The sequence below is a fragment of the Marinicauda algicola genome (assembly GCF_017161425.1).
GTDB lineage: Bacteria > Pseudomonadota > Alphaproteobacteria > Caulobacterales > Maricaulaceae > Marinicauda > Marinicauda algicola.
The window spans coordinates 476,711-501,996 of record NZ_CP071057.1 but is presented as its reverse complement, the minus strand read 5'-3'; the positions used below and the strand labels follow the sequence as shown (position 1 = coordinate 501,996).

General features: G+C 69.4%; 23 protein-coding genes and 1 tRNA gene. 10 read left to right on the top strand and 14 right to left on the bottom strand.

Translation table 11 applies throughout. From position 1 onward, the window contains the following. Positions 1 to 5: 5 nt before the first annotated feature. Complete coding sequence (locus JW792_RS02465) at positions 6 to 614, bottom strand: hypothetical protein (protein ID WP_135994246.1); 609 nt, start codon at positions 612 to 614, stop codon at positions 6 to 8. Positions 615 to 844: 230 nt separating this feature from the next. Here JW792_RS02465 and JW792_RS02460 point away from each other — a divergent pair, with 230 nt between their 5' ends. The 3 genes from JW792_RS02460 (at position 845) to JW792_RS02450 (ending at position 5,099) form a co-directional block, all read left to right on the top strand. Beyond that, positions 845 to 2,326, top strand: coding sequence for an amino acid permease (locus JW792_RS02460; RefSeq protein WP_206340883.1), 1,482 nt, complete (start codon positions 845 to 847; stop codon positions 2,324 to 2,326). Positions 2,327 to 2,394: 68 nt separating this feature from the next. Then, positions 2,395 to 3,894, top strand: a complete 1,500-nt coding sequence (locus JW792_RS02455) for a UbiD family decarboxylase (protein WP_135994248.1) — start codon at positions 2,395 to 2,397, stop codon at positions 3,892 to 3,894. Between the two features lie 101 nt (positions 3,895 to 3,995). Continuing rightward, complete coding sequence (locus JW792_RS02450) at positions 3,996 to 5,099, top strand: alkene reductase (RefSeq protein WP_135994249.1); 1,104 nt, start codon at positions 3,996 to 3,998, stop codon at positions 5,097 to 5,099. Here the strand turns inward: JW792_RS02450 and JW792_RS02445 are convergent. The 10 genes from JW792_RS02445 to JW792_RS17045 all read right to left on the bottom strand — a co-directional run bounded on the left by JW792_RS02445 (position 5,096) and on the right by JW792_RS17045 (position 13,038). After that, complete coding sequence (locus JW792_RS02445; protein WP_135994250.1) at positions 5,096 to 7,852, bottom strand: NHL repeat-containing protein; 2,757 nt, start codon at positions 7,850 to 7,852, stop codon at positions 5,096 to 5,098. The genes JW792_RS02450 and JW792_RS02445 overlap by 4 nt on opposite strands. A 78-nt stretch (positions 7,853 to 7,930) precedes the next feature. Next, complete coding sequence (locus tag JW792_RS02440) at positions 7,931 to 8,137, bottom strand: DNA gyrase inhibitor YacG (protein WP_135994251.1); 207 nt, start codon at positions 8,135 to 8,137, stop codon at positions 7,931 to 7,933. Between the two features lie 7 nt (positions 8,138 to 8,144). After that, positions 8,145 to 9,215 (bottom strand): ribonuclease E/G, encoded by a 1,071-nt coding sequence (locus JW792_RS02435; RefSeq protein ID WP_241095036.1) that lies wholly within the window; start codon positions 9,213 to 9,215, stop codon positions 8,145 to 8,147. After that, a complete protein-coding gene (locus JW792_RS02430) occupies positions 9,212 to 9,793 on the bottom strand; it encodes a Maf family protein (protein WP_135994252.1) in 582 nt (193 codons plus the stop codon). The genes JW792_RS02435 and JW792_RS02430 overlap by 4 nt, the downstream gene beginning before the upstream one ends. Before the next feature lie 10 nt (positions 9,794 to 9,803). Continuing rightward, positions 9,804 to 10,022 (bottom strand): translation initiation factor IF-1, encoded by a 219-nt coding sequence (gene infA, locus JW792_RS02425; RefSeq protein ID WP_009800516.1) that lies wholly within the window; start codon positions 10,020 to 10,022, stop codon positions 9,804 to 9,806. 154 nt (positions 10,023 to 10,176) lie between these two features. Next, complete coding sequence (locus JW792_RS02420) at positions 10,177 to 10,623, bottom strand: arsenate-mycothiol transferase ArsC (protein ID WP_241095035.1); 447 nt, start codon at positions 10,621 to 10,623, stop codon at positions 10,177 to 10,179. Next, positions 10,620 to 11,057 (bottom strand): UPF0262 family protein, encoded by a 438-nt coding sequence (locus JW792_RS02415; RefSeq protein ID WP_420871261.1) that lies wholly within the window; start codon positions 11,055 to 11,057, stop codon positions 10,620 to 10,622. Before JW792_RS02415 ends, JW792_RS02420 begins: the two co-directional genes overlap by 4 nt. 35 nt (positions 11,058 to 11,092) lie before the next feature. Then, a complete protein-coding gene (locus JW792_RS02410) occupies positions 11,093 to 11,548 on the bottom strand; it encodes a DUF2948 family protein (protein WP_135994254.1) in 456 nt (151 codons plus the stop codon). Beyond that, positions 11,548 to 12,822 (bottom strand): UDP-N-acetylglucosamine 1-carboxyvinyltransferase, encoded by a 1,275-nt coding sequence (gene murA, locus JW792_RS02405; RefSeq protein WP_135994255.1) that lies wholly within the window; start codon positions 12,820 to 12,822, stop codon positions 11,548 to 11,550. Before murA ends, JW792_RS02410 begins: the two co-directional genes overlap by 1 nt. Before the next feature lie 93 nt (positions 12,823 to 12,915). Beyond that, positions 12,916 to 13,038: a hypothetical protein gene (locus tag JW792_RS17045; RefSeq protein ID WP_277419633.1), complete on the bottom strand. Its 123-nt coding sequence runs from the start codon at positions 13,036 to 13,038 to the stop codon at positions 12,916 to 12,918. A gap of 112 nt (positions 13,039 to 13,150) precedes the next feature. Between JW792_RS17045 and JW792_RS02400 the strand changes: the two genes are divergently transcribed. The 3 genes from JW792_RS02400 (at position 13,151) to JW792_RS02390 (ending at position 15,549) form a co-directional block, all read left to right on the top strand. Beyond that, positions 13,151 to 13,225 (top strand) — tRNA-Thr (locus JW792_RS02400). Between the two features lie 89 nt (positions 13,226 to 13,314). Continuing rightward, positions 13,315 to 14,751: an NfeD family protein gene (locus tag JW792_RS02395; protein WP_135994256.1), complete on the top strand. Its 1,437-nt coding sequence runs from the start codon at positions 13,315 to 13,317 to the stop codon at positions 14,749 to 14,751. Positions 14,752 to 14,766: 15 nt separating this feature from the next. Continuing rightward, entirely contained in the window at positions 14,767 to 15,549 is a 783-nt protein-coding gene (locus JW792_RS02390; RefSeq protein WP_135994257.1) for a slipin family protein, read from the top strand. A gap of 192 nt (positions 15,550 to 15,741) precedes the next feature. On the opposite strand, the gene JW792_RS02385 is transcribed toward JW792_RS02390, so the two are convergent. Further along, on the bottom strand, positions 15,742 to 16,335 hold the full coding sequence (locus tag JW792_RS02385; RefSeq protein WP_135994258.1) for a YqaA family protein: 594 nt from the start codon (positions 16,333 to 16,335) through the stop codon (positions 15,742 to 15,744). A gap of 85 nt (positions 16,336 to 16,420) precedes the next feature. On the opposite strand from JW792_RS02385, the gene JW792_RS02380 reads away from it, so the two are divergent. After that, positions 16,421 to 17,431, top strand: a complete 1,011-nt coding sequence (locus JW792_RS02380; protein WP_135994259.1) for an alpha/beta fold hydrolase — start codon at positions 16,421 to 16,423, stop codon at positions 17,429 to 17,431. 4 nt (positions 17,432 to 17,435) lie between these two features. Here the strand turns inward: JW792_RS02380 and JW792_RS02375 are convergent, their stop codons facing one another. Then, positions 17,436 to 18,812 (bottom strand): DUF2793 domain-containing protein, encoded by a 1,377-nt coding sequence (locus JW792_RS02375; protein WP_135994260.1) that lies wholly within the window; start codon positions 18,810 to 18,812, stop codon positions 17,436 to 17,438. Between the two features lie 174 nt (positions 18,813 to 18,986). On the opposite strand from JW792_RS02375, the gene JW792_RS02370 reads away from it, so the two are divergent. The 3 genes from JW792_RS02370 (at position 18,987) to JW792_RS02360 (ending at position 23,700) form a co-directional block, all read left to right on the top strand. Next, positions 18,987 to 20,951 (top strand): methylmalonyl-CoA mutase family protein, encoded by a 1,965-nt coding sequence (locus JW792_RS02370; RefSeq protein ID WP_135994261.1) that lies wholly within the window; start codon positions 18,987 to 18,989, stop codon positions 20,949 to 20,951. Then, positions 20,948 to 23,080 carry a methylmalonyl-CoA mutase gene (gene scpA / locus JW792_RS02365; RefSeq protein WP_135994262.1) on the top strand — a complete coding sequence of 711 codons (2,133 nt, stop codon included), beginning with the start codon at positions 20,948 to 20,950 and terminating at the stop codon, positions 23,078 to 23,080. The genes JW792_RS02370 and scpA overlap by 4 nt, the downstream gene beginning before the upstream one ends. A gap of 119 nt (positions 23,081 to 23,199) precedes the next feature. After that, positions 23,200 to 23,700, top strand: a complete 501-nt coding sequence (locus JW792_RS02360) for a CC0125/CC1285 family lipoprotein (RefSeq protein WP_135994263.1) — start codon at positions 23,200 to 23,202, stop codon at positions 23,698 to 23,700. On the opposite strand, the gene JW792_RS02355 is transcribed toward JW792_RS02360, so the two are convergent. Continuing rightward, on the bottom strand, positions 23,694 to 25,070 hold the full coding sequence (locus JW792_RS02355; protein ID WP_158291500.1) for a hypothetical protein: 1,377 nt from the start codon (positions 25,068 to 25,070) through the stop codon (positions 23,694 to 23,696). The genes JW792_RS02360 and JW792_RS02355 overlap by 7 nt on opposite strands. Positions 25,071 to 25,286 lie beyond the last annotated feature (216 nt).

Below are 25,286 nucleotides of genomic sequence, written 5' to 3'. Positions count from 1 at the left end.
GCGGGTTACCAGTTCCGAAACGCGTTCCAGACATCGGTGCCGTTCGCATCGCGCGCGCCCGGATAGATGTTCCAGAACTTCTTCCGGCCTCCCTTTTTCTGAACATACTGGCGGATCGTGCGCAGCCCGCCGAGCGCCCGGGCGCCGTAGAGATAGCCCGCCGAGCCGTAGACCGTGATGCGGACCTCGAACTGGCCCTGGGTGAAGGCCATGTTCGTGGCGAGATCCCTGGCCAGGGGGCCGGGCCAGCCATAGCTCGGCGGCATCTCAAGGCCGGTATTGCAGCCCGCGAGATAGATCTCCGCCTGGTCGCACCAGTTCAGCGTCTTCAGCTTGCGGCCCCATTCGGCCCGTTCCCACGCCAGGAAATCATCCACCTGGACCGGATTGCCGTGAGCGTGGATCTCCAGCGAGCGAAGGCAGGGAGACTGCGGGTCCGCGGCGAGCGCGGCCGCGACCTTCGAGACCAGATCGTCGATCTCGACATAGCCGGTGACGGCGAGGAGATCGTTGCGGGCCGCCGCCGCGGCGTTGGCCGCGCGGTCCTTGTCGGCGCGCTCGGTGCCGTTCCAGCCATTGGCCGGTATGGCGATGACGTCCACCATCGAGGCCATGCGTGCGGACTCCCCGATCGATTTGTAATGGGAATATGCCACAAGCTGTAATAGCGCGCGAGAGAAAAAATCGTCTGCGGCGAGACCCTGCGGGCCGCCGCAGAATCCCGTTTCCAAATGGCCGCACCCGATGTAACGATTCCCCCGCGGCGGGCCCACGGATCGACCCGGCGACATCGGTTTCAGCTCGAAGCCTCGCCGCCGTGGGAAGGCTCATAGAGGGTCGTTCCTTGACCGACGCTCCGCTCGACCCGTCCACCGGGTCAGGCCGCTTGTGGAAGCGGCTTTTCGCGCGCAAGTCCGTCGCGCTCGTCCAGTCCCAGTTCCAGGGTGAAGAGCTTCACCGCCATCTGGGCCCCCTCAATCTCACCAGTCTCGGCGTCGGCTGCATCATCGGCGCGGGCATCTTCGTGATCACCGGCCAGGCCGCCGCCGCCCATGCCGGCCCGGCCATCGTCCTGTCCTTCATCATCGCCGGCTTCGTGTGCGCCTTCGCGGGTCTCTGCTATGCCGAGCTCGCGAGCGTGCTGCCCGTCTCGGGATCGGCCTATACCTACGCCTACACCGTGCTGGGCGAGATCATCGCCTGGGTGATGGGCCTCCTGCTCGTGCTCGAATACGGCCTTGCCGCCTCGACCGTCGCGGTCGGCTGGTCGGGTTACGTGGTGAGTTTCCTCGCCGATTTCGGCGTCCACATCCCGCCCGAGCTCGCCGCCCCGACGGGCAGTGCCGTCACGCTCGCCGACGGCACCACCACCACGGCCATCGCCAACCTGCCCGCTCTGCTCGGCGTGGCGGGCGTGACCGGGCTGCTGGTGCTCGGGGTCAGCGAGTCCGCGCGCGCGAACAACTTCTTCGTCGTGCTGAAGGTCGCCGTGCTCGTCGCCTTCATCGTGATCGGCTTCTTCTATGTCGACCGGGCGAACTGGACGCCCTTCATCCCGCCCCACCAGGGCGGCGACGAGTTCGGCCTGCAGGGCGTGTTCCGGGCCGCCTCGATCATCTTCTTCGCCTATGTCGGCTTCGAGGCGGTCTCCACCGCCGCGGCCGAAGCCAAGAACCCGCAGCGCGACCTGCCGATCGGCATCATCGGCTCGCTCGGCATCTCCACCGCGCTCTACATGCTGACCGCGCTGGTGCTGACGGGCATCGTGCCCTTCACCCTGCTGGCGGTGCCCGACCCGATGGCCACGGCCGTGGACGCGATCGGGCTGGGCTGGTTCTCCTTCTTCATCAAGGCGGGCGCGATCCTGGGCCTGTCCAGCGTGATGCTGGTCCTGCTCTACGGCCAGACCCGCATCTTCTACACCATGGGCAAGGACGGCCTCCTGCCGCCGCTGTTCTCGCGGCTTCACTCCAGGCGGAAGACCCCCTGGATGAACACCGTGATCGTCGGCGGCGCCGTGGCCGCGGCCGCGGCCACGACCCCGATCAAGGTGCTCGGCGACCTCGTCAGCCTCGGCACGCTCGCCGCCTTCGCCATGGTCTGCATCTCGGTGATGTATCTCAGGAAGAGCCATCCCGAGCTGCACCGCCCGTTCAAGGTGCCCTTCTATCCGCTCACGCCCATTCTCGGCGTGCTGACCTGCGGCTTCCTGATCATCCAGATGCCGATCCACAACTTCCTGCTGATCGGCAGCTATCTGGTGGTCGGCCTCGGCGTCTACTTCCTCTACGGCCTCAGGAACAGCCGCATCTCCAGGGACGTGTGAGGCACAGCTTCCCGCTTGGCCCCTTGCCCGGCACGGCCTAGTTTCCGTGCCGGGCAAGGGAGCCGGTCATGGCCTACAAATCACTGCGGGACTTCATCGAACAGCTGGAAGCCGACGGCGAACTCGTCCGCGTCTCGCGTCCGGTCTCGACCCATCTTGAAATGACCGAGATCCAGCGCCGCCTGCTCGCGAAGAAGGGCCCGGCCGTACTGTTCGAGAACCCGGTCCACGAAGACGGCCGCCCGGCCGAGATGCCCGCCCTCGTCAATCTCTTCGGCACGGTGGAGCGCGTGGCGCGGGCCGTCACGCTGGGCGGTGAGCCGCGCCGCACGGCCGCACAATTGCGCGAGGTCGGCGAACTCCTCGCCTTCCTGCGCCAGCCCGAACCGCCGCGCGGGTTTCGCGACGCGCTCGACATGCTGCCGCTGGCGAAGACCGTAATGAGCATGCGGCCCGCGACCGTTCGCAAGGCGCCCTGCCAGGAGGTCGTGCTGACCGGAGACGATATCGATCTCGGCCGCCTGCCGATCCAGGGCTGCTGGCCGGGCGAGCCGGCCCCGCTCATCACCTGGCCCCTTGTGGTCACGAAGGGGCCGTCGGACTCCAGGGAGGACGACTTCAATCTCGGCATCTACCGCATGCAGAAGCTCGGCAAGGATCGCACGATCATGCGCTGGCTGAAGCATCGCGGCGGGGCGCAGCACTACCAGCGCTGGAAGAAGGAGAGGCCCGAGCCCCTGCCCGCCGCCGCGGTGCTCGGCGCCGATCCGGGCACGATCCTGGCCGCCGTGACGCCCGTGCCCGACACGCTCTCCGAATACCAGTTCGCGGGGCTCCTGAGGGGCAAGAAGGCCGAGCTCGTCGACTGCAAGACCGTGCCGCTGAAAGTACCCGCCGAGGCCGAGATCGTCATCGAGGGCCATGTCCTGCTCGACGAGGACGCGCCGGAAGGGCCCTATGGCGACCACACCGGCTACTACAACTCGGTCGAGCGCTTCCCGGTCTTCCAGGTCAGCGCGATCACCATGCGCAAGGACCCGATCTACCTGACCACCTTCACCGGCCGCCCGCCGGACGAACCCAGCGTCCTGGGCGAGGCCCTCAACGAGGTCTTCATCCCCCTCATCCAGCAGCAGTTTCCCGAGATCGTCGATTTCTGGCTGCCCCCGGAAGGGTGCTCCTACCGCATCGCGGTGATCTCGATGAAGAAGGCCTATCCCGGCCACGCCAAGCGCGTGATGCTCGGCGCCTGGAGCTATCTGCGCCAGTTCATGTACACCAAGTGGGTCATCGTCGTGGACGACGACATAGACGCGCGCGACTGGGACGATGTGTGGTGGGCGATCACCACCCGCATGGACCCCGCGCGCGACTGCACGATGATCGAGAACACCCCCATCGACTATCTCGACTTCGCCTCCCCCGTCTCCGGCCTCGGCTCGAAGATCGGCCTGGACGCCACCAATAAGTGGGAGGGCGAGACCGACCGCGAATGGGGCGAGAAGCTGGAGATGGACGAGGCGACGAAGAAGGCCGTCGACGCGATGTGGGGGGAGCTGGGGCTTTAGGGGCCGATCACGATCTCGCGAGGCGGGGGCCGGACTGCTTCCGGCCGGGCGTGCGGCGTCCCAACTGACGCGGCATCGCCAGTCCATCGGAAGGTCCCTTCATGTCCCGCGAGTCACTTTTCACCCCGCTGAAGATCGGCCCGGTCACGGCCTCCAACCGCATCTTCATGGCACCGCTCACGCGCAACCGCGCCGACGCCTCCGGCGTACCCGGCGAACTTGCGCAGACCTATTACCGCCAGCGTGCCGGCGCGGGCCTCATCATCACCGAGGCCACGCAGATCAGCCCCATGGGGCGGGGTTACAGGGACACGCCGGGGATTCACAGCCCGCAGCAGATCGCCCGCTGGCGGGACATCACCGACGGCGTTCACGAGGCCGGCGGGCACATCGCCCTCCAGCTCTGGCATGTCGGGCGCATCAGCCACGCCTCGCTGCTGCCCGGCGGCGCTCAACCGGTGTCCGCATCGGCGATCCGGGCACGCACCTGGACCGTCACCTATGACGGCGTCGCCGATACCAGCACGCCGCGAGCGCTGAGCCGCGAGGAGATCGATGCCATCGTCGCGGACTATGCTCGGGCCGCGCGCAACGCGATCGAGGCGGGCTTCGACATGGTCGAACTTCACGCCGCGAACGGCTACCTCGTCGACCAGTTCCTGCGCGATGGCGTCAACCGGCGCACCGACGAGTATGGCGGCCCGGTCGAGAACCGCATCCGCTTCCTCGAAGAGGTGGCCAGTGCCATAGCCGGGGAAATCGGCACCGAGAGGCTGGGCGTTCGCCTTTCCCCGGTCGGCCAGTTCAACGACATGAGCGACAGCGACCCGAAGGCGCTGTTCTCCGCCGCGGCGCGCGCCCTGGCGCGGATCGGGGCGGCTTATCTCCATGTCGTCGAGGAATTCTCGACCGAGACCGCCCTGCCCGACGCGCCTGCCATTCTCGCAGCGGTCCGCGCGGCCTGGCCGGGGCTCTATATCGCCAACGGCAACTATACGCCCGACCGGGCGGCGGCCGCCGTCGAGAGCGGCCATGCCGACGCCGTCGCGTTCGGGCGGGACTTCATCGCCAATCCGGACCTGCCCGCGCGCATCCGCAGCGGCGCGCCTCTGAACGAGGGAAATCCGGCGACCTATTACGGCGGAGGCGCAGAAGGCTATATCGATTACCCCGCCCTGCGCCGGGCCGCGGCCGAGCACGCCTAGAACAGCCCCAGCGTCCCGCCCCCGCCACCGGCGTTCAGGCGCTCCAGACCCGCGGAATAGTTCGCGAGCTGGGCCTGGAGGTAGGCGGGCACGGTGCCGCCGCGCTTGCCGGCCTTCGGGCCGGCGAGCAGCTCCTTGAGAGCGGGGTCGGCGGTCAGCTCGCGATAGGCGCGCTGCACCTTGCTCATGGCGTTGGAAAGGGCCTCCGAGGCGGCGAGCGCGCCTTCCTTCGTGGAGATGTCCATGCGGCTCGGCAGCTCGAGCGCGAAGATCTTCGGCGCGTCCGAGGTGGTGTCGCCGCCGGTGTCCAGCAGGCTCGCCTTGCCGGTGATCGCGCCGGTGGGAAGCCCGAGCCCTTCCAGCGCGTCCTCGCCGGCATCGCCGGGGAAGAACTCGACCGTGACGCCCTCCTTCGGCTTCACGCGCAGCACGTCGCCGGTGCTCGCCCGGCGCACGTCGGCGGTGGCGTCCAGCAGGAAGGCCGCGTTCAGCTTGAAGGTCAGCGAGCGCATCGTGTCGCCCGCCTCGATGGTGATCTTCTTCTTCCGCGCGCCGTCCACCGAGACGTAGAAATGATCGCCCGCGCGCAGGCTCGAGCGGTCGGTGACGAGGCGGCTGTCGGAATGGGAGAGCGTGCCCGTCGGAAGGCCGAGCCGGGTCAGCGCATTGTCTCCGGCCGGGTCGACGACGATGCCCGCTCCCTCGCTGAGGCCCCCGCGTCCGGACACCTGCTGCACCCAGTCGAGCGCGCCGGTGGTGGCGTCGAGGCTCGCGGCGAAGGCGTTGCGCGCGCCGTTCTGCGTGCCGCCGGGCAACGCATCTGACGTCTTGCCGGTAAGATAGACCTTGCCGCCGGACACCGCGACGCCGGCCGCCGAGTTGTCGTCGGCACTGCCCAGGAAGGTGGTGAAGGCGACGCTCGCCGACGCGCCGTCGTTGATCTTGACCAGCACCGCGTCGCGCCCGCCGGCATTGGCCGTCACCGGCGCGCTCGGAGAGAAGCCCGCGCCGGCCGCGCCGGAGAGATAGATCGCGCCCGTCTCATCGACCGCGAGACCCCCGATGCGCCCTGAATCCATGTCGCCGAGATCGAGCGTCCAGACCGGCGCGCCGGTGCCGTCGTCGCCCGCGGCATACTTGGTCAGCACCGCCCGGCCCTCTTCCTCGGTCGCGACGATGAGCCCGCCATCGGAGGCGATCGCGGTCGCCTTGACCTCCTGCGTGCCCGTACCGGTCCCGACGCCGCGCGTGTAGAGCGTGTTGCCGCTGGCATCGAGGGCGCGAACGTAGCCGTCCGTGCCGCCGGTATTGGCGACGCCGCCGATCGCCGAATCTGCCCGGCCGGCCACGTAGATCGTCCCGTCCGCGCCGACGCTGACCGACTGGGCGCGGTCGTCAGCCGTGCCGCCGAAGCGGCGCGTCCACTGCTCCACCCCGTCGGCGGAGTATTTCACCACCAGGGAATCGGCCCCGCCGACCTTGTTGGTGCCCGACAGCTCGCCGGCAACCGATCCGGCCACGATGACGTTGCCGCTGGTGTCGACGGTCACCGCCGCGCCCGAGGCGCTTTCGGCGGCGCCGAGCACGCGCGACCAGAGCTTCTTGCCGGTGGAATCGTAGCGCATCAGGACGAGGTCCTGGCCGCCCTTCAGCGTCTGGCCGTCGACCGCGGCGCTGGTGTGGCCGACGACGAAGAGGCCGCCATCGGCACCGCGCGCCATCGCCTTGATCTCCAGCGGGTTCTCGGCCGCCTTCGTGGTGGTCTCGCCGTCCTCGTTCGTGGTCTCGGTCAGCGTCGGATCGGCCTCGACGCGGCGGATGAATTCCGCGCTCGCCCCGCCGGACAGGCCGGTGAACTTGGTGAGCTGGCCCGACGCCGTGTCGCCCGATCCCGACAGGCCGGCCATGTAGATCGCCGGCGCGGCGCCCGCGGCCGGGGTGAAGGTCACCTTCTCGGTGATGATGCCCTGGATCTCGAAGCCGAAATCGTCGCCCTCGACGATACCGAACTCGTTCTTCTCCCCGATCTTGACCCGCTCGAAGCGCGTCAGCATGCCGGCCGCTTCCAGTTCGGCGTTGATATGGGCCGCGACATTGTCGAGCGAGCGCGTCGTCGTGCCCATGTCGGCGAGATCGATGGAGATGACGGTGTCGATACCGTTCTTCCTGACCGTGATGTCGAAGGCGACGTTTCCGGTGAAGTTCGCGACCTCCGCGTCGAAGGCGCCCGAATGCAGGATGCCGGTGCGGTAGGTCGACGAGCCGCGCGATATGGCGAGCGTACTTTCCGCCTTGGACAGTTCCTCGCCCTTGAGCACGGAGACGCCCTCGAGGTCCATGCCCTCGAAATAGGCGTTCATCTGTTCTACGCCTTCCTGGAAGCGCCGGTTCCAGAAGCTGCGGTCGGTCTCGCTCGTGGTCTTCTCGCCGGCCGGGCTCGCGAGCGATTGCAGGCGCTTGAGGCCCTGATACATGGCGAACAGCGTCTTCTCGTCCTCGCCCGTGTCGAGATCGGCGAACTCGCCGAACTTCGGGTCGAAGAACTCCCCGCTCGCCAGGACCGAGCGCCTGAGGGTTTCCAGCGCCGCGACCTCGCCGCGCGGATCCCAGGGAGGAAGGATCTCCGGCTTGGCGGCCCCGCCCTGCGCCGTGCCGGTGCTCGCGCCGGAGGGCTGCGGCCCGGCGGCACCCGCCAGGCGCAGGCTCGTCTGCGCGTTGAAATACGCACCCAGCAATGAGGCCGACAGGACCATCGCCCGCTCCGAATCCGCGCACACGGCGCCACGACGCAGAATCGCCGGAACGGGCTAAGACTTCGTTAGGAAAAAGGGTTAGCGCCCGGTCTCGTCATCCTCCCCCTCGCGCGGGGGCAGGGCCTCGCGCGGGACGGGCTGGCCGGGGATGGCATAGGCGCCGGAGAACCAGCGCCCGAGATCGGCGTCGGCGCAGCGCTTCGAGCAGAACGGGCGGAATTCACGCACAGCCGGCGCGTTGCAGGACGGGCATTTCGGCGCGGTCGTCTTGGTCGTCTCGGTCAATTCGTTTTCAGTCCCGGTGGGGTTTCACGTCGAAGGCGCGGGGGCCGAACCCCTCCTCGCGCTTCAGCTCGATCCGGTCGCCGAAGCGGTGCCTGGCGGCCTTCCTCCAGCCGATCGGGTCGGCCTCGAGCCATTCATATATGGCGCTTCCCGCGCGGATGAGAAGCCTCGCGCCCCGGTCGGAGGCCGCCTCGCGCTCCAGCGCGCGCAGCGCGGCGAGCGCGCGGGTCTCCACCGTCTCCACGCCCGGGCGCTCGAAGACGATCTCGTGCAGCGGGCGCGACAGGCGCTGGCGGGCAAGCTCGACGATGGCGAAGCGCGAGGGCGGGGCGATGTCGATCTTGGCCGGATCGTTGCGGAAGGCGCTCTTGAGCGAGGCCATGAGATTGCCCTGGTCGGCCTTCTTCTTCAGCGGCAGGAAGTCGATCGCGACCACCCCGCCGATGCCGCGCAGGCGGATCTGGCGGGCCGCCTCGCGCGCGGCGAGCTTGTTGAGCTCCATCGCGAGCTTTGCGCCGCCGGAAACCGACTTGCGCCCCGCCGCGTCGACATCGATGGCGGTCAGCGCCGTGACCGGCTCGACCACGATGCGCCCGCCGCCGGGCAGCGGCACGACGGGATCGAGCGCCTCCTCGAAGAAGGCATCGAGATCGACGCCGGCGTCCTTCGCGCGCTTGACCGGGCACTCGTGGAACATGGACAGGCGCTCGGCGACCGGCGGGGCGGGAATCACCACCTCGGGCGCCTCGCCCTCCTCCACCTCGAACAGGGAAAGCGTCGGGCCCTTGTCCTGGAAGGCCTCGCGGGCGACCTGCACGCCGACCGCCGCGCCCTCGTGCACGCTGTCGGGCCGGCCCTGCCCGCCGAAGGGCAGGAAGCCGTCCGGACCGGTACCGATATCGATGAAGGCGCCGTTCAGGGACGTCTCGATGCGCTTCACGCGTCCGCGATAGACCTCGCCGCGCACGGCGCGCGTGCCGCGCTCGCTCCAGCGTTCCAGATGCAGCTCGACCGCGAGATCGCCCTCCATCAGCGCGACGCGGGTCTCCCCGATATGCTCGGCGGTGAGGATTCTCATGGCATGTATCCAAGCCCGACCAGCAGCAGGCGGGTCTCATAGACGGGAAGGCCGACGACGCCGGTATAGGAACCGATGAGGTTTTCCACGAAGGCCCCGGCCCGGCCCTGGATGCCGTAGCCGCCCGCCTTGCCCTTCCACTCCCCGGACGCGATGTATTCCTCGATCTCGCCGGGATGCAGGCGCTTCATCGCGATCCGGGTCTCGGCGATCCTGTGGGCCTGGCGCCCGTCGGGCGCGCGCACCGCCACGCCGGTGAAGACCCGGTGATTGCGCCCGCTCATCAGCTCGAGGCAGGCCCGCGCCTCGTCCTCGGTCTCGGTCTTGGGCAGAATGCGCCGGCCGACCGCGACCACCGTGTCGCTCGCCACCACGAAGCAGCCCGGATGGTCGGCGGCGGCGAGCTTCTCCAGCGTCAGGCGCTCGGCATGGCCGCGCGGCAGCTCGCCGGGAATCACGGATTCGTCGATATCGGTGGGATGGACCGCGTCGGGCGGAAAGCCGATCCGGGTCAGGAGCTCGCGCCGGCGCGGCGAGGCGCTCGCCAGGACCAGGCGCGGGCGGGTCTCGTCGGCCACGCTCGCGCGTCTACTTGAAGCGATAGGTGATGCGACCCTTGGTCAGGTCGTACGGGGTCATCTCGACCAGGACCTTGTCGCCGGCGAGCACGCGGATGCGGTTCTTGCGCATCTTGCCTGCGGTATGGGCGATGATCTCGTGATCGTTTTCCAGTTTGACCTTGAAGGTCGCGTTCGGGAGAAGTTCGACGACCTCGCCCGGAAACTCGAGAAGTTCTTCCTTCGCCATGCGGCTCCTCTTGTCGTGCTTCACTGCGCCTGCGGCAGCGATGGCCGGCGTACCGGCTGGTTTTCCAAAACGTTCGACCGCGCCGGATTGCTCCCGGTCGCGGGTGTCGGGCGCTATATAGTCGCTTTCCCCCCGGTCCGTCGAGCGCCGCGGCTCAGGCCCTGCGCTCGCGCGCGAAGCGCTCGATGCGCGCCGCGATGGCGTCGCGCGAGATGCGGAAGGCCTCCAGGCGCTCGCCGTGATGACCCTCCTGCATCGCCGGGTCGGAGACCTGCCAGCGCTGATACTGCGCCCCGCGCGCCCTCGCCAGCGCCTTCGCGTCGGGTTCGGCCTCGGCGGCGAGGCAGATGACCAGCTCGCAGGGCGCGTCCGCGACCTCGTCCAGCGTGCGGCAGCCGAAGCGCGACAGATCGATGCCGATCTCGCTCATCACGCTGACCATGAAGCCGTCGGGATAGCCGGCCGGGCTGACGCCGCAGGAGGTGGAGGGCGTGTCCGGTCCGAACGTCTTCTTCCACAGCGCCTCCGCCATGGGCGAGCGCACCGAGTTGCGCCCGCACACGAAGACGACGGCGGGCCCCTGCCCGCGGGCCGCGCTCACGCGCCCCTCCGGTGCAGCGCGCAGATCAGGGTGAACAGGCGCCGCGCGGTATCGAAATCGACCTCGATCTTTCCCTCCAGCCGTTCCTTGAGCAGCGCCGAACCCTCGTTGTGGACGCCGCGCCGTCCCATGTCGATCGCCTCGATCTGGGCGAGCGGCGCGTCGCGTACCGCGGCGTAATAGCTCTCGCAGATCAGGAAATAGTCCTTGATGATCCGGCGCAGCGGCCCGAGCGAGAACACGAAGACGCGCACCGGCTCGCCGTCCTCGCGCTTGATGTCGAAGACCAGGCGCTCGTCCTCGATCGCCAGGCGCAGCTCGTAGGGTCCTGCCTGCGACCCCGCCGGCGCGAAGGAGTTGGCTTCCAGGAGGTCGGCGATGGCCACGCGGCGCTCGTGTTCGACGGTCTCCTCGCCGCGCCCGATGCTCGTCATGTCGAGATGGACCGAGACGAGGTGGTGGTTCGCGCTCACCGTCCCTCTTCCTCCTCGAAGCGGTGACCGGGTTTCACCCGCGCCCGCCAGGGCTCGGAGACATCGGCCATGACGAGATCGATGCATTCCACCGACAGGCGCAGCTCGCCGTCCCCGGAGAAGGTGAGAATCAGCTGGCCCCCGGGCTCCTGCTCGCCGGGCTCGAAGCTCAGCGCCAGCAGCGCCACCACCGCGTCGGGCTGGCCGAGCTTCAGATTGCGCGACTTGGCCGCCAGCACCGATCCGGCCTGGACGGCCGTGCGCACCCGTTCGCCGCGCCGCGAGGGCTGCGCCTCCCAGCGGAAGCGGTTCACCGCGAAGGTGAAGGTGCGCGTCTTGGCATCGAAGACGAAGTCGCCGAGCTGGCCGACCGCATCCTGCAGGGCGGCCGAGACGACCTTCAGGTCCTCGCTGTCTTCCGCCTTCAGTCGCAGCGGTTTTGCATCGGCCACTATCGCGTCTCCTGTTCGCGTTCGCGCACGATGTCGGCACCGCAGCGCGAGAGCTTGTCTTCCAGATGCTCGAACCCGCGGTCGAGATGATAGACCCGGTTCACGAGCGTTTCTCCCGAGGCGGCGAGCCCGGCGATGACGAGGCTCACCGAGGCGCGAAGATCGGTCGCCATGACGGGGGCGCCCTTCAGCGACACCGGTCCGCGCACCACGGCCTCGTTGCCGTGAACATCGATACGCGCGCCCAGTCTTGCAAGTTCCGGGGCGTGCATGAAGCGGTTTTCGAAGATGGTCTCGCGGATCAGCGAGGCTCCTTCCGCGAGCGTCATCAGCGCCATGAACTGGGCCTGCAGGTCGGTGGCGAATCCCGGCCAGGGCGCGGTCTGGATGTCCACCGGGGACAGCGGGGTGCCGTTCCGGGCGATGGTCACCGTGTCCTCGCCGGTCTCGACACCGACGCCGGCCTGCTTCAGCGCGCTCCAGAGCGCGCGGTTGTGCTGGGGGGCCACGTTGGTCAGCGTCACGCGCCCGCCCGTGGCCGCCGCGGCGATGGCGTAGGTACCGGTCTCGATGCGGTCGGGAACCACGCTCCAGGTCGCGCCGGACAGGCGTTCGACGCCGCGGATCGCGATGGTCGGCGTGCCCGCGCCCGTCACGTCCGCGCCCATGGCGTTCAGGCAGTCGGCGAGGTCGGAAATCTCCGGCTCGCGCGCGCAGTTCTCAAGGATCGTCTCGCCCCTGGCGAGCACCGCGGCGAGCATGGCGTGCTCGGTCGCCCCGACCGAGACCATGGGAAAGCTGATCTGCCCGCCGGTCAGCCCGTCGGGCGCGGAGGCGAGCACATAGCCTTCCTCCAGCTCGATCCGGGCGCCTAGCGCCTCGAGCGCCTTCAGGTGGAGATCGACCGGGCGCGCGCCGATGGCGCAGCCGCCGGGCAGGGAGACCTTCGCCTTGCCGAGCCGGGCCACCAGCGGGCCGAGCACGTTGAAGGTCGCACGCATCTTGCGCACCAGATCGTAGGGCGCGAACGGCTCGGAGAGGGTTTGCCCGTGCAGGAACAGCACCGCCCCGTCGCGCTCCTCCACGCGCACGCCGAGATGGGCCAGCAGCTGGCCCATGAAGCGCGTGTCGGCCAGGCGCGGCATGTTCCGCAGGATCAGCGGCTCGTCGGTGAGAAGGCTCGCCGCCATCAGCTTCAGGGCGGAGTTCTTGGCGCCGGAAATGCGGATTTCGCCGGAAAGCGGCTTGCCGCCGCGAATGCGAATGCGGTCCATGGTCTGAAAACTGTCCTCGTGCCGGCCCGCCTTGCCCCGCCGAACCGCCGAGCATCGATGCCGATCGGGCGAAAACCGGGCGGCGGAAGGGCCTTAATCGGGTTTCTTCGCAGCTTTGCGGCGTTTGAGGTTGGCGCGCAAGGCCTCGGCCAGGCGCTTTTCACGCTCCGACTGCGTTTCGCGCGGCGGTCCGGGATTGTCCTTGCGCTGGGTCATGGACGTGAGATGCGGCCACCTGCAATCGGCGTCAAGCCCGCTCTTGGCGGGGCGAACATGATGGGGTATAGCCCCGGTCCTGCCCGCGCCGGCCCCGCCCGGCCCCCGGCATGCCGCTATAGCTCAGGGGTAGAGCGTTCCCTTGGTAAGGGAGAGGTCGAGTGTTCAATTCACTCTAGCGGCACCATTTTCCTTCCCCGAGACATTGGCCGATTGTGATTGGGATCGCCGCTTCCGTGCGCTAGATTCCCTCCGAAGCGAGAGGGAGGCGTGCAGGTGAGACAACTCCGTCATGGGCTGCGAACGTTCGGAGCACTCCTCGCCACGCTCGGCACGCTCGCGCTCGCCCTCTCCGCCGTGGCGCAGGACGCCGAGCCCGCCCCCGACGCCCGACCCGTCCATGTCGCGCCGCTGACCGGGCCGATCGGGCCGGCGACGGCGGCCTTCGTCACCGGTGCGATCGAGGAGGCCGAGCGCGAGGCGCGCGCGCTCGTCATCGAGATGGACACGCCCGGCGGGCTCGTCGACGCGATGCGCGAGATCAATCTCGCCATCCTCTCCAGCGAGGTCCCCGTCATCGTCTATGTCGCGCCCCAGGGCGCGCGCGCGACGAGCGCCGGGGCCTATATCCTTTATGCGAGCCACCTGGCCGCTATGGCGCCGGGCACCACGGTCGGCGCGGCGACCCCGGTGGAATTCGGCCCGGCCTCCGAACCGCCCGAACTGCCCGCGGACACGCCCGCCGAGCCCGCCGAGCCCGCTCCGTCCGACGAGGCGGCCCCGGCCGAGGGCGACGCCGCTCCCGCCGAGGAGCCCGCCCCTTCCTCCGCCCAGGCCATGCGCAACAAGGTGGTCAACGATTCCGTCGCGCAGATCCGGGCACTCGCCGAGCTGCGCGGACGCAATGCCGACTGGGCCGAGCGCGCCGTGCGCGAGGGCGTGAGCCTCACCGCCGAACAGGCGGTGGACATGAACGTCGCCGATCTCGTCGCGCCGAGCCTGCAGGCCCTGCTCGAGGCCGCCGACGGGCGCAACGTGACGCTGGTGGAGGGCCGCGAGCTGGTGCTTGCGCTCGCCGGTGCCGAGGTGGAGCGCGTGGAGCCGGGCTTCGCGCTCGAGCTGCTGCAGGTCATCACCAATCCGAACATCGCCTTCCTGCTGATCAATATCGGCTTCATCGGCCTTCTGGCGAGCTTCTACAACGGGCTCGAACCGGTCACCCTCATCGCAGGGCTCATCTGCCTCATCGTCGGCTTCTACGCGCTCAACACCCTGCCGGTGAACTATGCCGGCGCGGCGCTGATCGTGCTCGGGCTGGGGCTCCTGATCGCCGAACTCTTCGTGGCGTCGGCCGGCGTGCTCGCGATCTCCGGCCTTGCCATCTTCGCGCTCGGCGCGGTGATGCTGGTGGATACCGAGATCGACGCGCTGCAGATCGACTGGCGCCTGATCGCGGGCATGACGGCCGCGCTCGGCGCCCTCACCTTCGCGGCGGTGAGCTACGGGCTCGCCGCGCAGGTCCGAAAACCGGTCTCCGGCCGGGAGAGCCTGACCGGCATGGAGGGCGACGTGCTCGAATGGGACGGGGCGGAAGGCTTCGTCCATGTCGACGGCGAGCGCTGGCACGCGGTCTCGAAGGACGCTCTCGCGGCCGGCGACCGCATCAAGGTGACCGGAATCGAGGGCCTGACCCTCACGGTGAAGAAACTCTAGCAGGGGAGCGCAATCATGCTCGAACAGATCGGTCTCAATATCGGAATCCTCCTCCTGGTGGTCGCCGTGCTCGGCGGCTTCCTGTCCGCGGCGATCAAGATCCTGCGCGAGTACGAGCGCGGCGTGGTGTTCACGCTCGGGCGCTATACCGGCACGGTCGGGCCCGGCCTGGTCATCCTCATCCCCTACATCCAGCAGATGGTGAAGGTGGACATGCGCATCTTCGCCGAGGACGTGCCGAGCCAGGACGTGATCAGTCAGGACAACGTGTCGGTGAAGGTCAACGCGGTGATCTACTACCGCGTCGTCGATGCGGAGAAGGCGATCAACAAGGTTTCCGACTACGCCATGGCGACGAGCCAGCTCGCCCAGACCACGCTCAGGAGCGTGCTCGGCAAGCACGATCTCGACGAGATGCTCGCCGAGCGCGACAAGCTCAACAAGGACATCCAGCAGATCCTCGACAGCCAGACCGACGCCTGGGGCATCAAGGTCTCCAATGTCGAGATCAAGCATGTCGATCTCGACCCCTCCATGATCCGCGCCATCGCCCGCCAGGCCGAGGCCGAGCGCGAGCGGCGCGCCAAGGTCATCAGTGCGGAGGGCGAGGCCCAGGCCGCCCAGAAGCTCGCCGACGCGGCGCAGACGCTCGGCACCCAGGAGGGCGCGATGCAGCTGCGCTATCTGTCCACCCTGCAGCAGCTCGGCGCGGACGAAGGCGCGAACACCATCGTCTTCCCCATGCCGATCGACCTCCTGGGGAATCTGTCGAGGAGCCTCGGGGGCAAGAAGGAGTAGTCCGCGGTCGATCATCAACCGCCCCCCGACTTTGTCATTCTCCGGCGATGCGAAGCATCGACCGGGGAACCCGCTCCGAAACTGCGCCGCCGCAGACCTCCTTGCCGGTCAGGCATGGGTGGCCCGGTCAAGCCGGGCAATGACAGCATTGGCGATGTTCCGGGCGTTCTGATCGGAAAGACCGGCTTCTCCTCACAAGAACACCCACGCCGCCAGCCCCGCCAGCGCCGCGAGCGTCACGGCCCAGGCGATGCGCCTGGCGCGCCTGCTCTCCAGCCGCTCGCGCACGACGCGCACGAAGGCCTCGCCGAACACCGCCACCAGCGCGCCGATGCCGAAATAGCGCACGAAGCGCATGGCGGTGACGATCGCGATGAAGAGCGCGAAATTCATCTTCGCCGCGCCCGCGCCGAGCCCGGCCGTGACGAGCGGGATCGGGGTGATGGCGATGAAGGCGGTCGCCCAGCCGCCATACCGCGCCGCGAAGTCGCGAAAGCGCGCATAGGCGCCCTGCTGGCCCAGCATGTCGATCAGCGCCTCGCCCGCCGTCTCGAAAAAGAACAGCCCCGTCAGATAGGCGAGCGTCGAGCCGGCGACGCAGCCCGCGAGCGTCGCCCCGGCATAGAGCCAGATGCGCGCGCGGTCGGCGAGCATGAGCGGCGCCATCACCATCTCGATGGGGACGGGCACGAGCGTGCTCTCCGCGATCGAGGCGAAGAACAGGGCGAGCGGGCCATGACGGCTCTGCGCCCAGCGTGCGATGCGGGTGGAGATCGTCTCTGCCATGGGTGAAGGACGCGCGAACGCCCCGGTGCGTTCACTTGCGCCTGCCGGCTGGCGGCGCGGCGCGCTTGGGCTAGTGTGAGCGCCCATGAGCGCGCTTTATCCCGAGATCGAGCCCTTCGCCACCGGGCGCCTGCCCGTCGGCGGCGGCCACGAGCTGCATTACGAGCAGAGCGGCAACCGCGAAGGCCGGCCGGTTCTCTTCCTGCATGGCGGACCTGGCTCCGGCTCCAGTCCGCGCCACCGGCGCTATTACGACCCCGAGGTCTGGCGCATCGTCCAGCTCGACCAGAGGGGCTGCGGGCGCTCCACGCCGCTGTTTTCGCTGAAGGACAACACGACCCCCGACCTGATCGCCGATCTGGAGGCCCTGCGCGCGCATCTCGGCCTCGAGCGCTGGACGGTGTTCGGCCCCTCCTGGGGTTCGACGCTGGGATTGGCTTATGCCCAGGCCTGCCCGGACCGGGTCGAGGCCCTCGTGGTGGAAGGGGTCTTCCTGGCCACGCGCGAGGAACTCGACTGGTGGCACGCGCCGGCGGGGGCGGGCCGCATCCATCCGGAGGCCCTTGGCGCCCTGATGACGGGCGTGCCCGAGGCCCTGCACGAGGATCCGCCCGCCTTCATGGCCTGGGCGCGCGAGGAGATGGCGCGCGAGCTCGAGGCCGGCGCGCCGATCCTCGATGATCTCGCCGATCCGGCAGCCCCGCTCTCGCGGCTGCAGGAGAGCCTCGTCTACCGCTGGAGCGCCTACGAGGAGACGCTGTCCTGGATGGCGGTCACGCCGGAGGAGATCCGCACCGGCTTCGCCGCGAAGGGGCGCGACTGGCTCATCGCTCACTCCCTTATCGAGGCGCATTATTTTTCGAATGCCTGTTTCCTGGGCGAGGGCCAGCTGCTGGGCAATGCGGCAAAGCTCGCCATGCCAGTCCATATCGTCCAGAGCCGCTACGACCTGGTCTGTCCGCCGCGCGCCGCCGCGCGGCTCGCCCGCGCGGTGGCGCACGCCGTCCTCCATCTCGTACCCGAGGGCGGGCACGCCATGACCGAGCCGGCCCATCGCCGCGTGCGCGCGGTGTTCGAGCAGCTGGCGCGGGGCTGAAGGCTCATGTCTCCAGGCGTTTCAGCCGGGCGTTGAGCCGCGCGATCAGCACCGCCTGGGTCTCCACGGCGGCGACCAGGCGCGTGACCTGCTCGCCGAGCGAGGGCCGGTCGCCGGCCTCCTGCCAGCTGACCATGCCCGGCAGGCGGTGATGGGTCCGCCAGTAAGCCTCGTAGGCCTCCGGATCGAACCAGAAGTCTTCCAGCTCGGCGGCGACCGGATGGCCGACATAGCGCTGCGGATCGAACCGGCCGGTGGCCGCTTGTTCCAGCACGAGATCGGTCAGCAGCGTCCCGTCGTCATAGACCGCGACCGCGTTGATCGTGCCCGCCCCCTGGTGGCCGCCGGTCGGAGCGCCGACCGTCAGGCTGCCCCCGATCGTGACATTGCCGCCGCCCGGATCGGTGCCGAGCCCGCTGCCGGCGATCACCAGCCCCCCGCTCTTGTGCAGGCGCATGCGCTCCACGCCCTGATTGGCGCCCGCGCCCGTGGTCGGGTCGGTGTAGAAGCGGATCTCGTTGGCGTCCGCGACGTCCCAGCCGCCGCCGCCGAAGAACAGCCGCCGCATGCCGTCCCCGCCCTCGAATCCGGTGAAGCCGACGAAGGCGTCCGAGCCGCTCCTGTGAATCGCGAACAGACCGCCATTCGTCGCCGTGTGGTGCAGGGTCAGCGAGCGGTAGTCGCTCTGATTGTGACCGAGCGCCAGCGCGCCGCCGAGCGTGATCGACCCGCTGGTGCGGTCGATCGTCAGCGCCTCCGTCCAGGCCGAACCGTCGGGCGAGACCTTGAAGTGGAAGTCCTCGTCCCCGGTCAGCCCGATCTCGGCCCGGCCCGACCATCCCGACTGGAAGAGCAGGGAGAGCACGTTGCCGGCCGCCTGCTTGTTCAGCGTGTAGCGGAGATCGCCCGTGCCGCCCGCCCCGGTCTCCAGCGCGGTCCACAGCGCGGCGTTGAGCTTCGCCGAGAAGGGGTTTGTCCCGTCCGCCACCGTGCCCACACCGAGCCGGGTGAGGTTCTGGAGTTCGCCGACCAGCTCGGAGGCCGTGCGCCAGGCCGCGCCGTCGAACACCGCGATCTCCGCCTCGTCGGCGAGGAAGACCTGCCAGCCGGCCTTCGGGGGAAACGCCTCCCAGGCCCCGTCCTGGAACACGGCCAGATCGTGCTCGGCAAACCCGGTCCAGGCCGCGCCCGTGGCGCCGGCGGGCAGGATATAGGCATCGCCCGGCGCCGGGCCGGCGGGCTCGGCGGCGAGCGTCCGGCTCAGCACACGCGCCTGCACCAGCGCGTCGAGGCGTCTGAGGGCCTCGTTCACCGTGACGTGCTTCTGTGCCTGGGCGGGCATCAGATAGGGAAGGCTCAGTCGGTCGGTGGTCTCGCTCATCGCGCGTCGGGCCTTTCACGAGGGGCATCTGAATCGCCCTCATCCTAGGTGCGGCGCGGTACCAGGCGCACAGCGCCCGGGCCTCTCCTCGGCCCGCCGCGAACAGCTTCGCGCTTGACCTTCGCCGCCCGGCTTGACTTACCTCACGGCCCGGACCGGTTTAGAGAAAAGCGCATGGCTGACGATATCCACCCCCTCGCCGCGGGATTTCCCGCCGCCGACGACGCGCAATGGCGCGAACTGGCAAAGAAGGCCCTGAACGGCGCGGATCTCGAGCGCATCACGCGGGTGACCCTGGATGCCGTCGCGCGCGGCCCGCTCTTCACCAGGGCCCATCTCGAGGAGGTGTCCGATCCCGGCGCGCCCGGCGCGGCCCCCTTCGTGCGCGGTCTCGTCGCGGCGCGCGATCCCTACCTGCCCTGGGGCATCCGCCAGCCGGTCGACGAGCCCGATCCGAAAAAGGCCAACGCGGTCATCCTCGAGGAACTCGAAGGCGGGGCGAGCGAGATCTCGCTGCGCGTCGATCCCAATGGCGAGACCGGGGTGACCATCCGCACGCTCGACGAGATGAAGACCGCGCTCGACGCGGTGATGCTCGACCTCGCCCCAGTCTATCTCGCGCCCTCGCGCATGGCGCCGCAATACGGGGCCATGCTGCTCGCGCTGCTGGAGGACTCCGGCCTCGATCCGGCGAAGCTGCGCGGCGGGCTCGGCCTGTCCCCGATCGGGCAGAAATCCATGGCCGGCGGCGGGGCGGAGAAGCTCGCCACGCGCCTGGAGCGCACCGCCGAGGCCGCGCTCTACTGCCGCGACCGCTTCCCGGGCGTGAAGACCGTCGCGATCACCGCGACCGCCCCGCACGAGGCCGGCGGCTCGGAAGCCCAGGAGATCGCCTTCGTGTGCGCGGGCGGGGCGAGCTATATGCGCTGCTTCATCGATCACGGCATGAGCCCGGACGAGGCCGCGAACGCGCTCGAATTCTCCATGGCCGCCGATGCCGACATCCACCTGACCATCGCCAAGATCCGCGCCGCACGCCGCGCCTGGGCGCGCGTCGCGGAGGGTTTCGGGGTGAGCCCGGACAAGCGCGGCATGCGCCTTCTTGCCGTCACCAGCCGGCGCATGCTGACCGCGCGCGATCCCTGGACGAATCTCGTGCGCAACACCTGCGCGGCCTTCGCGGCCGCCGCGGGCGGGGCCGATTCGATCCTGACGCGCCCCTTCACCGACGCGCTCGGCGCGCCGACGCGCTTTGCCCGGCGGCTGGCGCGCAATCTCCAGATCATGCTCGCCGAGGAGAGCCATGCCGGCAAGGTCGCCGACCCGGCCGGGGGCGGCTATCTGCACGAGACGCTCGGCCAGCGCCTCGCCGAGGCCGGCTGGGCGCTCTTCCAGCAGATCGAAAGCCGCGGCGGCCTGTTCGAGACCGTCAAGGCCGGCTGGCTGCAGGGCGAGATCGAGAAGGTCCGCGAGGCGCGCCGGCTCGCCTATGCCACGGGCCGGGAAAGCCTCATCGGGGTGTCCGCCTTCCCGGTGCTCGAGGAAAAACCGGTCGAGGTGGAAAAGCGCAGCTACGCTCCGCCGAAGCTCGACGCGCCGGTGATCGAGCCCCAGCCCTTCGCCGAGAAGATCGCCCGCGCCCGCGAGGGCGGCCAGATCCGCGTGCTGAAGCTGCCCGAGCCGCAATGGGCGCCCCTGAGGCCCATACGCTTTGCCGAACCCTTCGAGGCGCTGCGCGATGCGGCGGATGCCCATGCCGAGCGCAGCGGAAAGCGTCCGCACGCCTTCCTCGCCACGATCGGCCTCCTGTCGGAGTTCAATGCGCGGGCGGGCTTTGCCCGGGGCCGCCTCGCCGTCGGCGGGGTGGAGACGCCCGATCCGGACGTCTATCCCGACATCGAGGCCTGCACGGCGGCCTTCCTCGCCGCCGCGACCCCGCTCGCGGTGATCTGTGGCACGGACGAGGCGTATGGCGAGCACGCCGCCGCCCTCGCCGCGCGCCTCAAGCAGGCCGGCGCGAAGGAGGTCTGGCTCGCCGGCAGGCCGGTCGACATCGCGGGCATCCACCGCTTCATCCACCTTCGCAGCCACGCGGTCGAGGACCTGAAGGCCGCGCACCAGATCCTGGGAGTGGCATGATGGCCCATCCCGATTTCACCAAGATCGATCTCGGCCCCGTCGCGCCCGAGCCCGGCACGCCGGCCGCGGCCGAGGCGTGGATGAGCCCGGAAGGCATCGCGATCAAGCCCGCCTACGGGCGGCAGGACCGCGACCGGCTCGATTTCGCCGACACGCGGCCGGGCATCGCCCCCTTCGTGCGCGGGCCCTATCCCACCATGTACACCCAGCGGCCCTGGACGATCCGGCAATATGCCGGCTTCTCCACGGCGGAAGAATCCAACGCCTTCTACCGGCGCAATCTCGCCGCCGGCCAGAAGGGCCTCTCGGTCGCCTTCGATCTCGCCACCCACCGCGGCTACGATTCCGACAACGAGCGAGTCAAGGGCGATGTCGGCATGGCCGGGGTCGCGATCGACTCCATCCTGGACATGCGTCAGCTCTTCGACGGCATCCCGCTCGACGAGATGAGCGTGTCGATGACGATGAACGGCGCGGTCCTGCCGATCATGGCGCTCTACATCGTCGCGGCCGAGGAACAGGGGGTGAGCCACGACAAGCTTTCGGGAACGATCCAGAACGACATCCTGAAAGAGTTCATGGTGCGCAACACCTATATCTACCCCCCGCGCCCCTCCATGCGGATCATCTCCGACATCTTCGCCTACACCTCCAGGGAGATGCCGCGCTTCAACTCGATCTCGATCTCCGGCTATCACATGCTCGAAGCCGGCGCGCCGGCAGATATCGAGCTCGCCTACACGATCGCCGACGGCCTCGAATACGTGAAGGCGGGCGTGGAGGCCGGGCTGGACGTCGACGCCTTCGCCCCGCGCCTGTCCTTCTTCTTCGGCATCTCGATGAACTTCTTCATGGAGGTCGCCAAGCTCAGGGCCGCGCGCCTCATCTGGGCCAGGCTGATGAAGGAGCGCTTCGCCCCGAAGAGCGACAAGTCCCTCTCGCTTCGCACCCATTGCCAGACCTCGGGCTGGTCGCTCACCGCGCAGGACGTCTACAACAACGTGGCGCGCACGGCCGTGGAGGCGATGGCCGCGGTCGACGGCCACACCCAGTCCCTGCACACCAACTCGCTCGACGAGGCGCTCGCCCTGCCCACCGACTTCTCCGCGCGCATCGCGCGGAACACCCAGCTCGTGCTGGAAAGCGAGGCCCACCTCACCGACGCGATCGATCCCTGGGGCGGCTCCTTCTATGTCGAGCGCCTGACCCACGATCTCGCCGTGAAGGCGCTCAAGCACATCGAGGAGATCGACTCCCTCGGCGGCATGGCCAAGGCGATCGAGGACGGCACGCCGAAGCTCAGGATCGAGGAGGCCGCCGCCAGGACGCAGGCGCGCATCGATTCAGGGACCCAGACCATCGTCGGGGTCAACAAGTTCCGCCTCACCGAGCCCGAAGACGTGCCGGTCCTCAAGGTCGACAATGCCCGGGTGCGCCGCGAGCAGCTGGAAAAGCTGGAGACGCTGAAGGCCAATCGCGAGCCGGAACGGGTCGAGCAGGCTCTCGATGCGCTCACAAGATGCGCCGAGACCAGCGAGGGCAATCTGCTGGCGCTCGCCGTCGATGCCGCGCGCGCGGCTGCCACGGTGGGGGAAATCTCCTATGCTCTGGAAAAGGTCTGGGGCCGGCACAGGGCGGAGATCCAGTCGGTGCAGGGGGTGTATTTGAAAGCGTCCGGGAACGACGAGAAGGTGAAGAAGGCCCTCGAGGCCGCCGACCGCTTCGCCGAAGCGGAGGGCCGGCGCCCGCGCATCCTGATCGCCAAGATGGGCCAGGACGGCCACGACCGCGGCCAGAAGGTCGTCGCGTCGGCCTTCGCCGACATGGGCTGGGACGTCGATATCGGCCCGCTCTTCCAGACCCCGCAGGAGGCCGCCCGCCAGGCGGTGGAGAACGACGTCCACGTGGTCGCCGCCTCCTCGCTGGCCGCCGGCCACATGACCCTGGTGCCCGAGCTGAAGACCGCCTTGGAAGACCAGGGCCGCGGCGACATCCTCGTCGTCGTCGGCGGCGTCATCCCGCCCGAGGACGTGCCCGAGCTCAAGAAGATGGGCGCGGCCGCTGTGTTTCCGCCGGGCACGGTCATCGCGGAGAGCGCGCTGGAGCTGTTGGGGAAGCTGGCGGGATAAGCCTTCACCCTCCGTGTCATGGCCCGGCCTGACCGGGCCACCCATGCCTGACCGGGGACCCATTCGCCACGCCCCGCCCCATGCGCTAGACTTCCCGCCTCAGCCCCGGGAGCCCCGCCATGATCCGCCTCCTTTCCGCCGCCGTCCTCGCCGCGAGCCTTGGCGCCTGCGCCCCGACGCAGACCACGTACGGCCCCGCCGGACCCGGCGACCGGGCGGTGGGCTATGACAGCATCCGCATCGAGGATGATCGCTGGCGGGTGAGCTTCACCGCCGGGCCCGATGCCGGGCCGGCGGCGCTCGAACGCTACGCCCTGCGCCGCGCGGCGGAGCTGACGCTGGAGGCGGGCTATGACTGGTTCGAGATCGTCGGGCGCGACATGACCCGCTCGGGCTACCGGGACTCTCCCGTCGGCGTCGGGGGCAGTGTCGGGGGCACGATCGGCTCGGGCGGCTACCGCTCCAGCGGGGTCGGGATCGGCATCAATCTCAGCCCCGGCCAGGAGCGGCGCGAGACGCTGACGCTGGAAATCATCGCCGGCAGCGGCGAGGATCGCCCCGAACTCGCCTACGACGCCCGCCAGGTGCTCGCCGGCATGGGCGGCGCTCCGGCTTACTGAGCCGCCGCGCGGGCGGCGAGCGCCTCGAATTGCGCCTCGCCGAGCCCGGTCTCGCTCCAGGTGCGCAGCGTGGCGACGAGTTCGCCGTCACCGCTGAGCGCTTCCAGCGCCGCGAGCCAGTCCTCCAGGGCGTAGGTGGGCCGATCGCGCCCCAGCGCGCCGGCGATCACCGCTTCCCAGAGGTCGAACAGGTCATGGCCCTGCGCGGCGAGAGCCTGCGCGGCGGCGAAATGGGCGAGCGCGCCGCAGCCATAGACCGCGTCGTCGCGGCCCTCGCGCTGGGCCTCGGCGAGCGGGGCCGGTCCGCCCCCCTGCCGACAGCGTGCCACCGCCGCCGCCCGGGCCGCCACGAGGTCGAAATCGGCGACCAGCGCGTCCATCGCCAGGAAGGACAGCGCATCGGCTCCGCCCTCGTGGACGAAGGCGTTCGTCCGGCTCTCCGGGACCGCCGTCCAGCCGTTCCAGAAATGGGCCGCCTCGTGGGCGTAGAAGTTACGCAGATGGCCGAGAATCGCCGCATTCGGCTCCAGCATCTGCGCGCCGGAGAAGTTCGCCGCGAGCAGACCCGGCGCGACGCTGCCGCCCATCGAGAAGCCGTCCGCCTCGGCCCCCTCCCACACCGCATAGACGCTCGGCCGGTTCCTGAGTTCGACCCTGAACCGCTCGGCATAGAGCGCCATCAGCGCGGGCATGAAGGCGTTCAGCTCCGCCGAGATCCACCCGGGCACCTGCCCGTCGATCAGCAGGACCAGGTGCTCGGTCACCTCCGGTGCCGTGCTGCCGAAATAGGCGTAGGTGTCGTCCTCGCCGGCATAGGCGACCCGGCCCTCGCCCACCGTGCCGCCGACCGCGATCGGTCCGCCGGCCGCGTCGACGAACTCCACCTGCAGGGCGGGGGCGTCCTCGAACGGATCGGTCCCGGCGGCGAGCGCCTCCCTGTCGGCCGGCCCGGCGATGAAATGGCCGGTGAAGACGGCCTGCGCCCCGTCGCTGAAGGCGAGGACCGGGACGTAGTCGGCCAGCAGCAGGCTGGTATAGGGCGTGAAGCCCACTTCGAGCTCGATCGGTACATTGCCGTCTTCGGCCACGAGCACGTCGCGGTCGCCGACGCGGTCGAGGCGCACGCCGGGCGTGCGAACCGTCCAGGAGGCCGGCCGCCAGGGCTCCCCGTCCGCACGCGTCAGGGCCGAGCGGGAAAACACCCAGGCCGGCGCCTCGCTCGGGAAGCGATAGAGCGCCGACCAGCTCCCGTCGTCGTGCCTGGTGAGGGTGAGTTCGATCGCCGCTGGCGGGGCGTCGGGCGCGGCGTCTCCGGAAGGACCGCAGGCGGCGAGGACGCCCAGACACAGGACGGCAAGACGCAGGCGCATGGCGTGTGATCCCCAAAGTGAATTCGCGTCAGACTAGACCGCACTGGACCCGCTGGGGAGCGGTTTCTAGAGAGCGTGCGCAATCGCATGCAACGTCACCGCCGATAAGCGTGCCGCTCAATTCGATCCATTGCAGCTCGCGGCCGATAACATGGGTGGTAGCCAGAAGCGCTTGGCTCAGCGGGCTACTGACGACGGCTAGTTTCAGCGCGACTA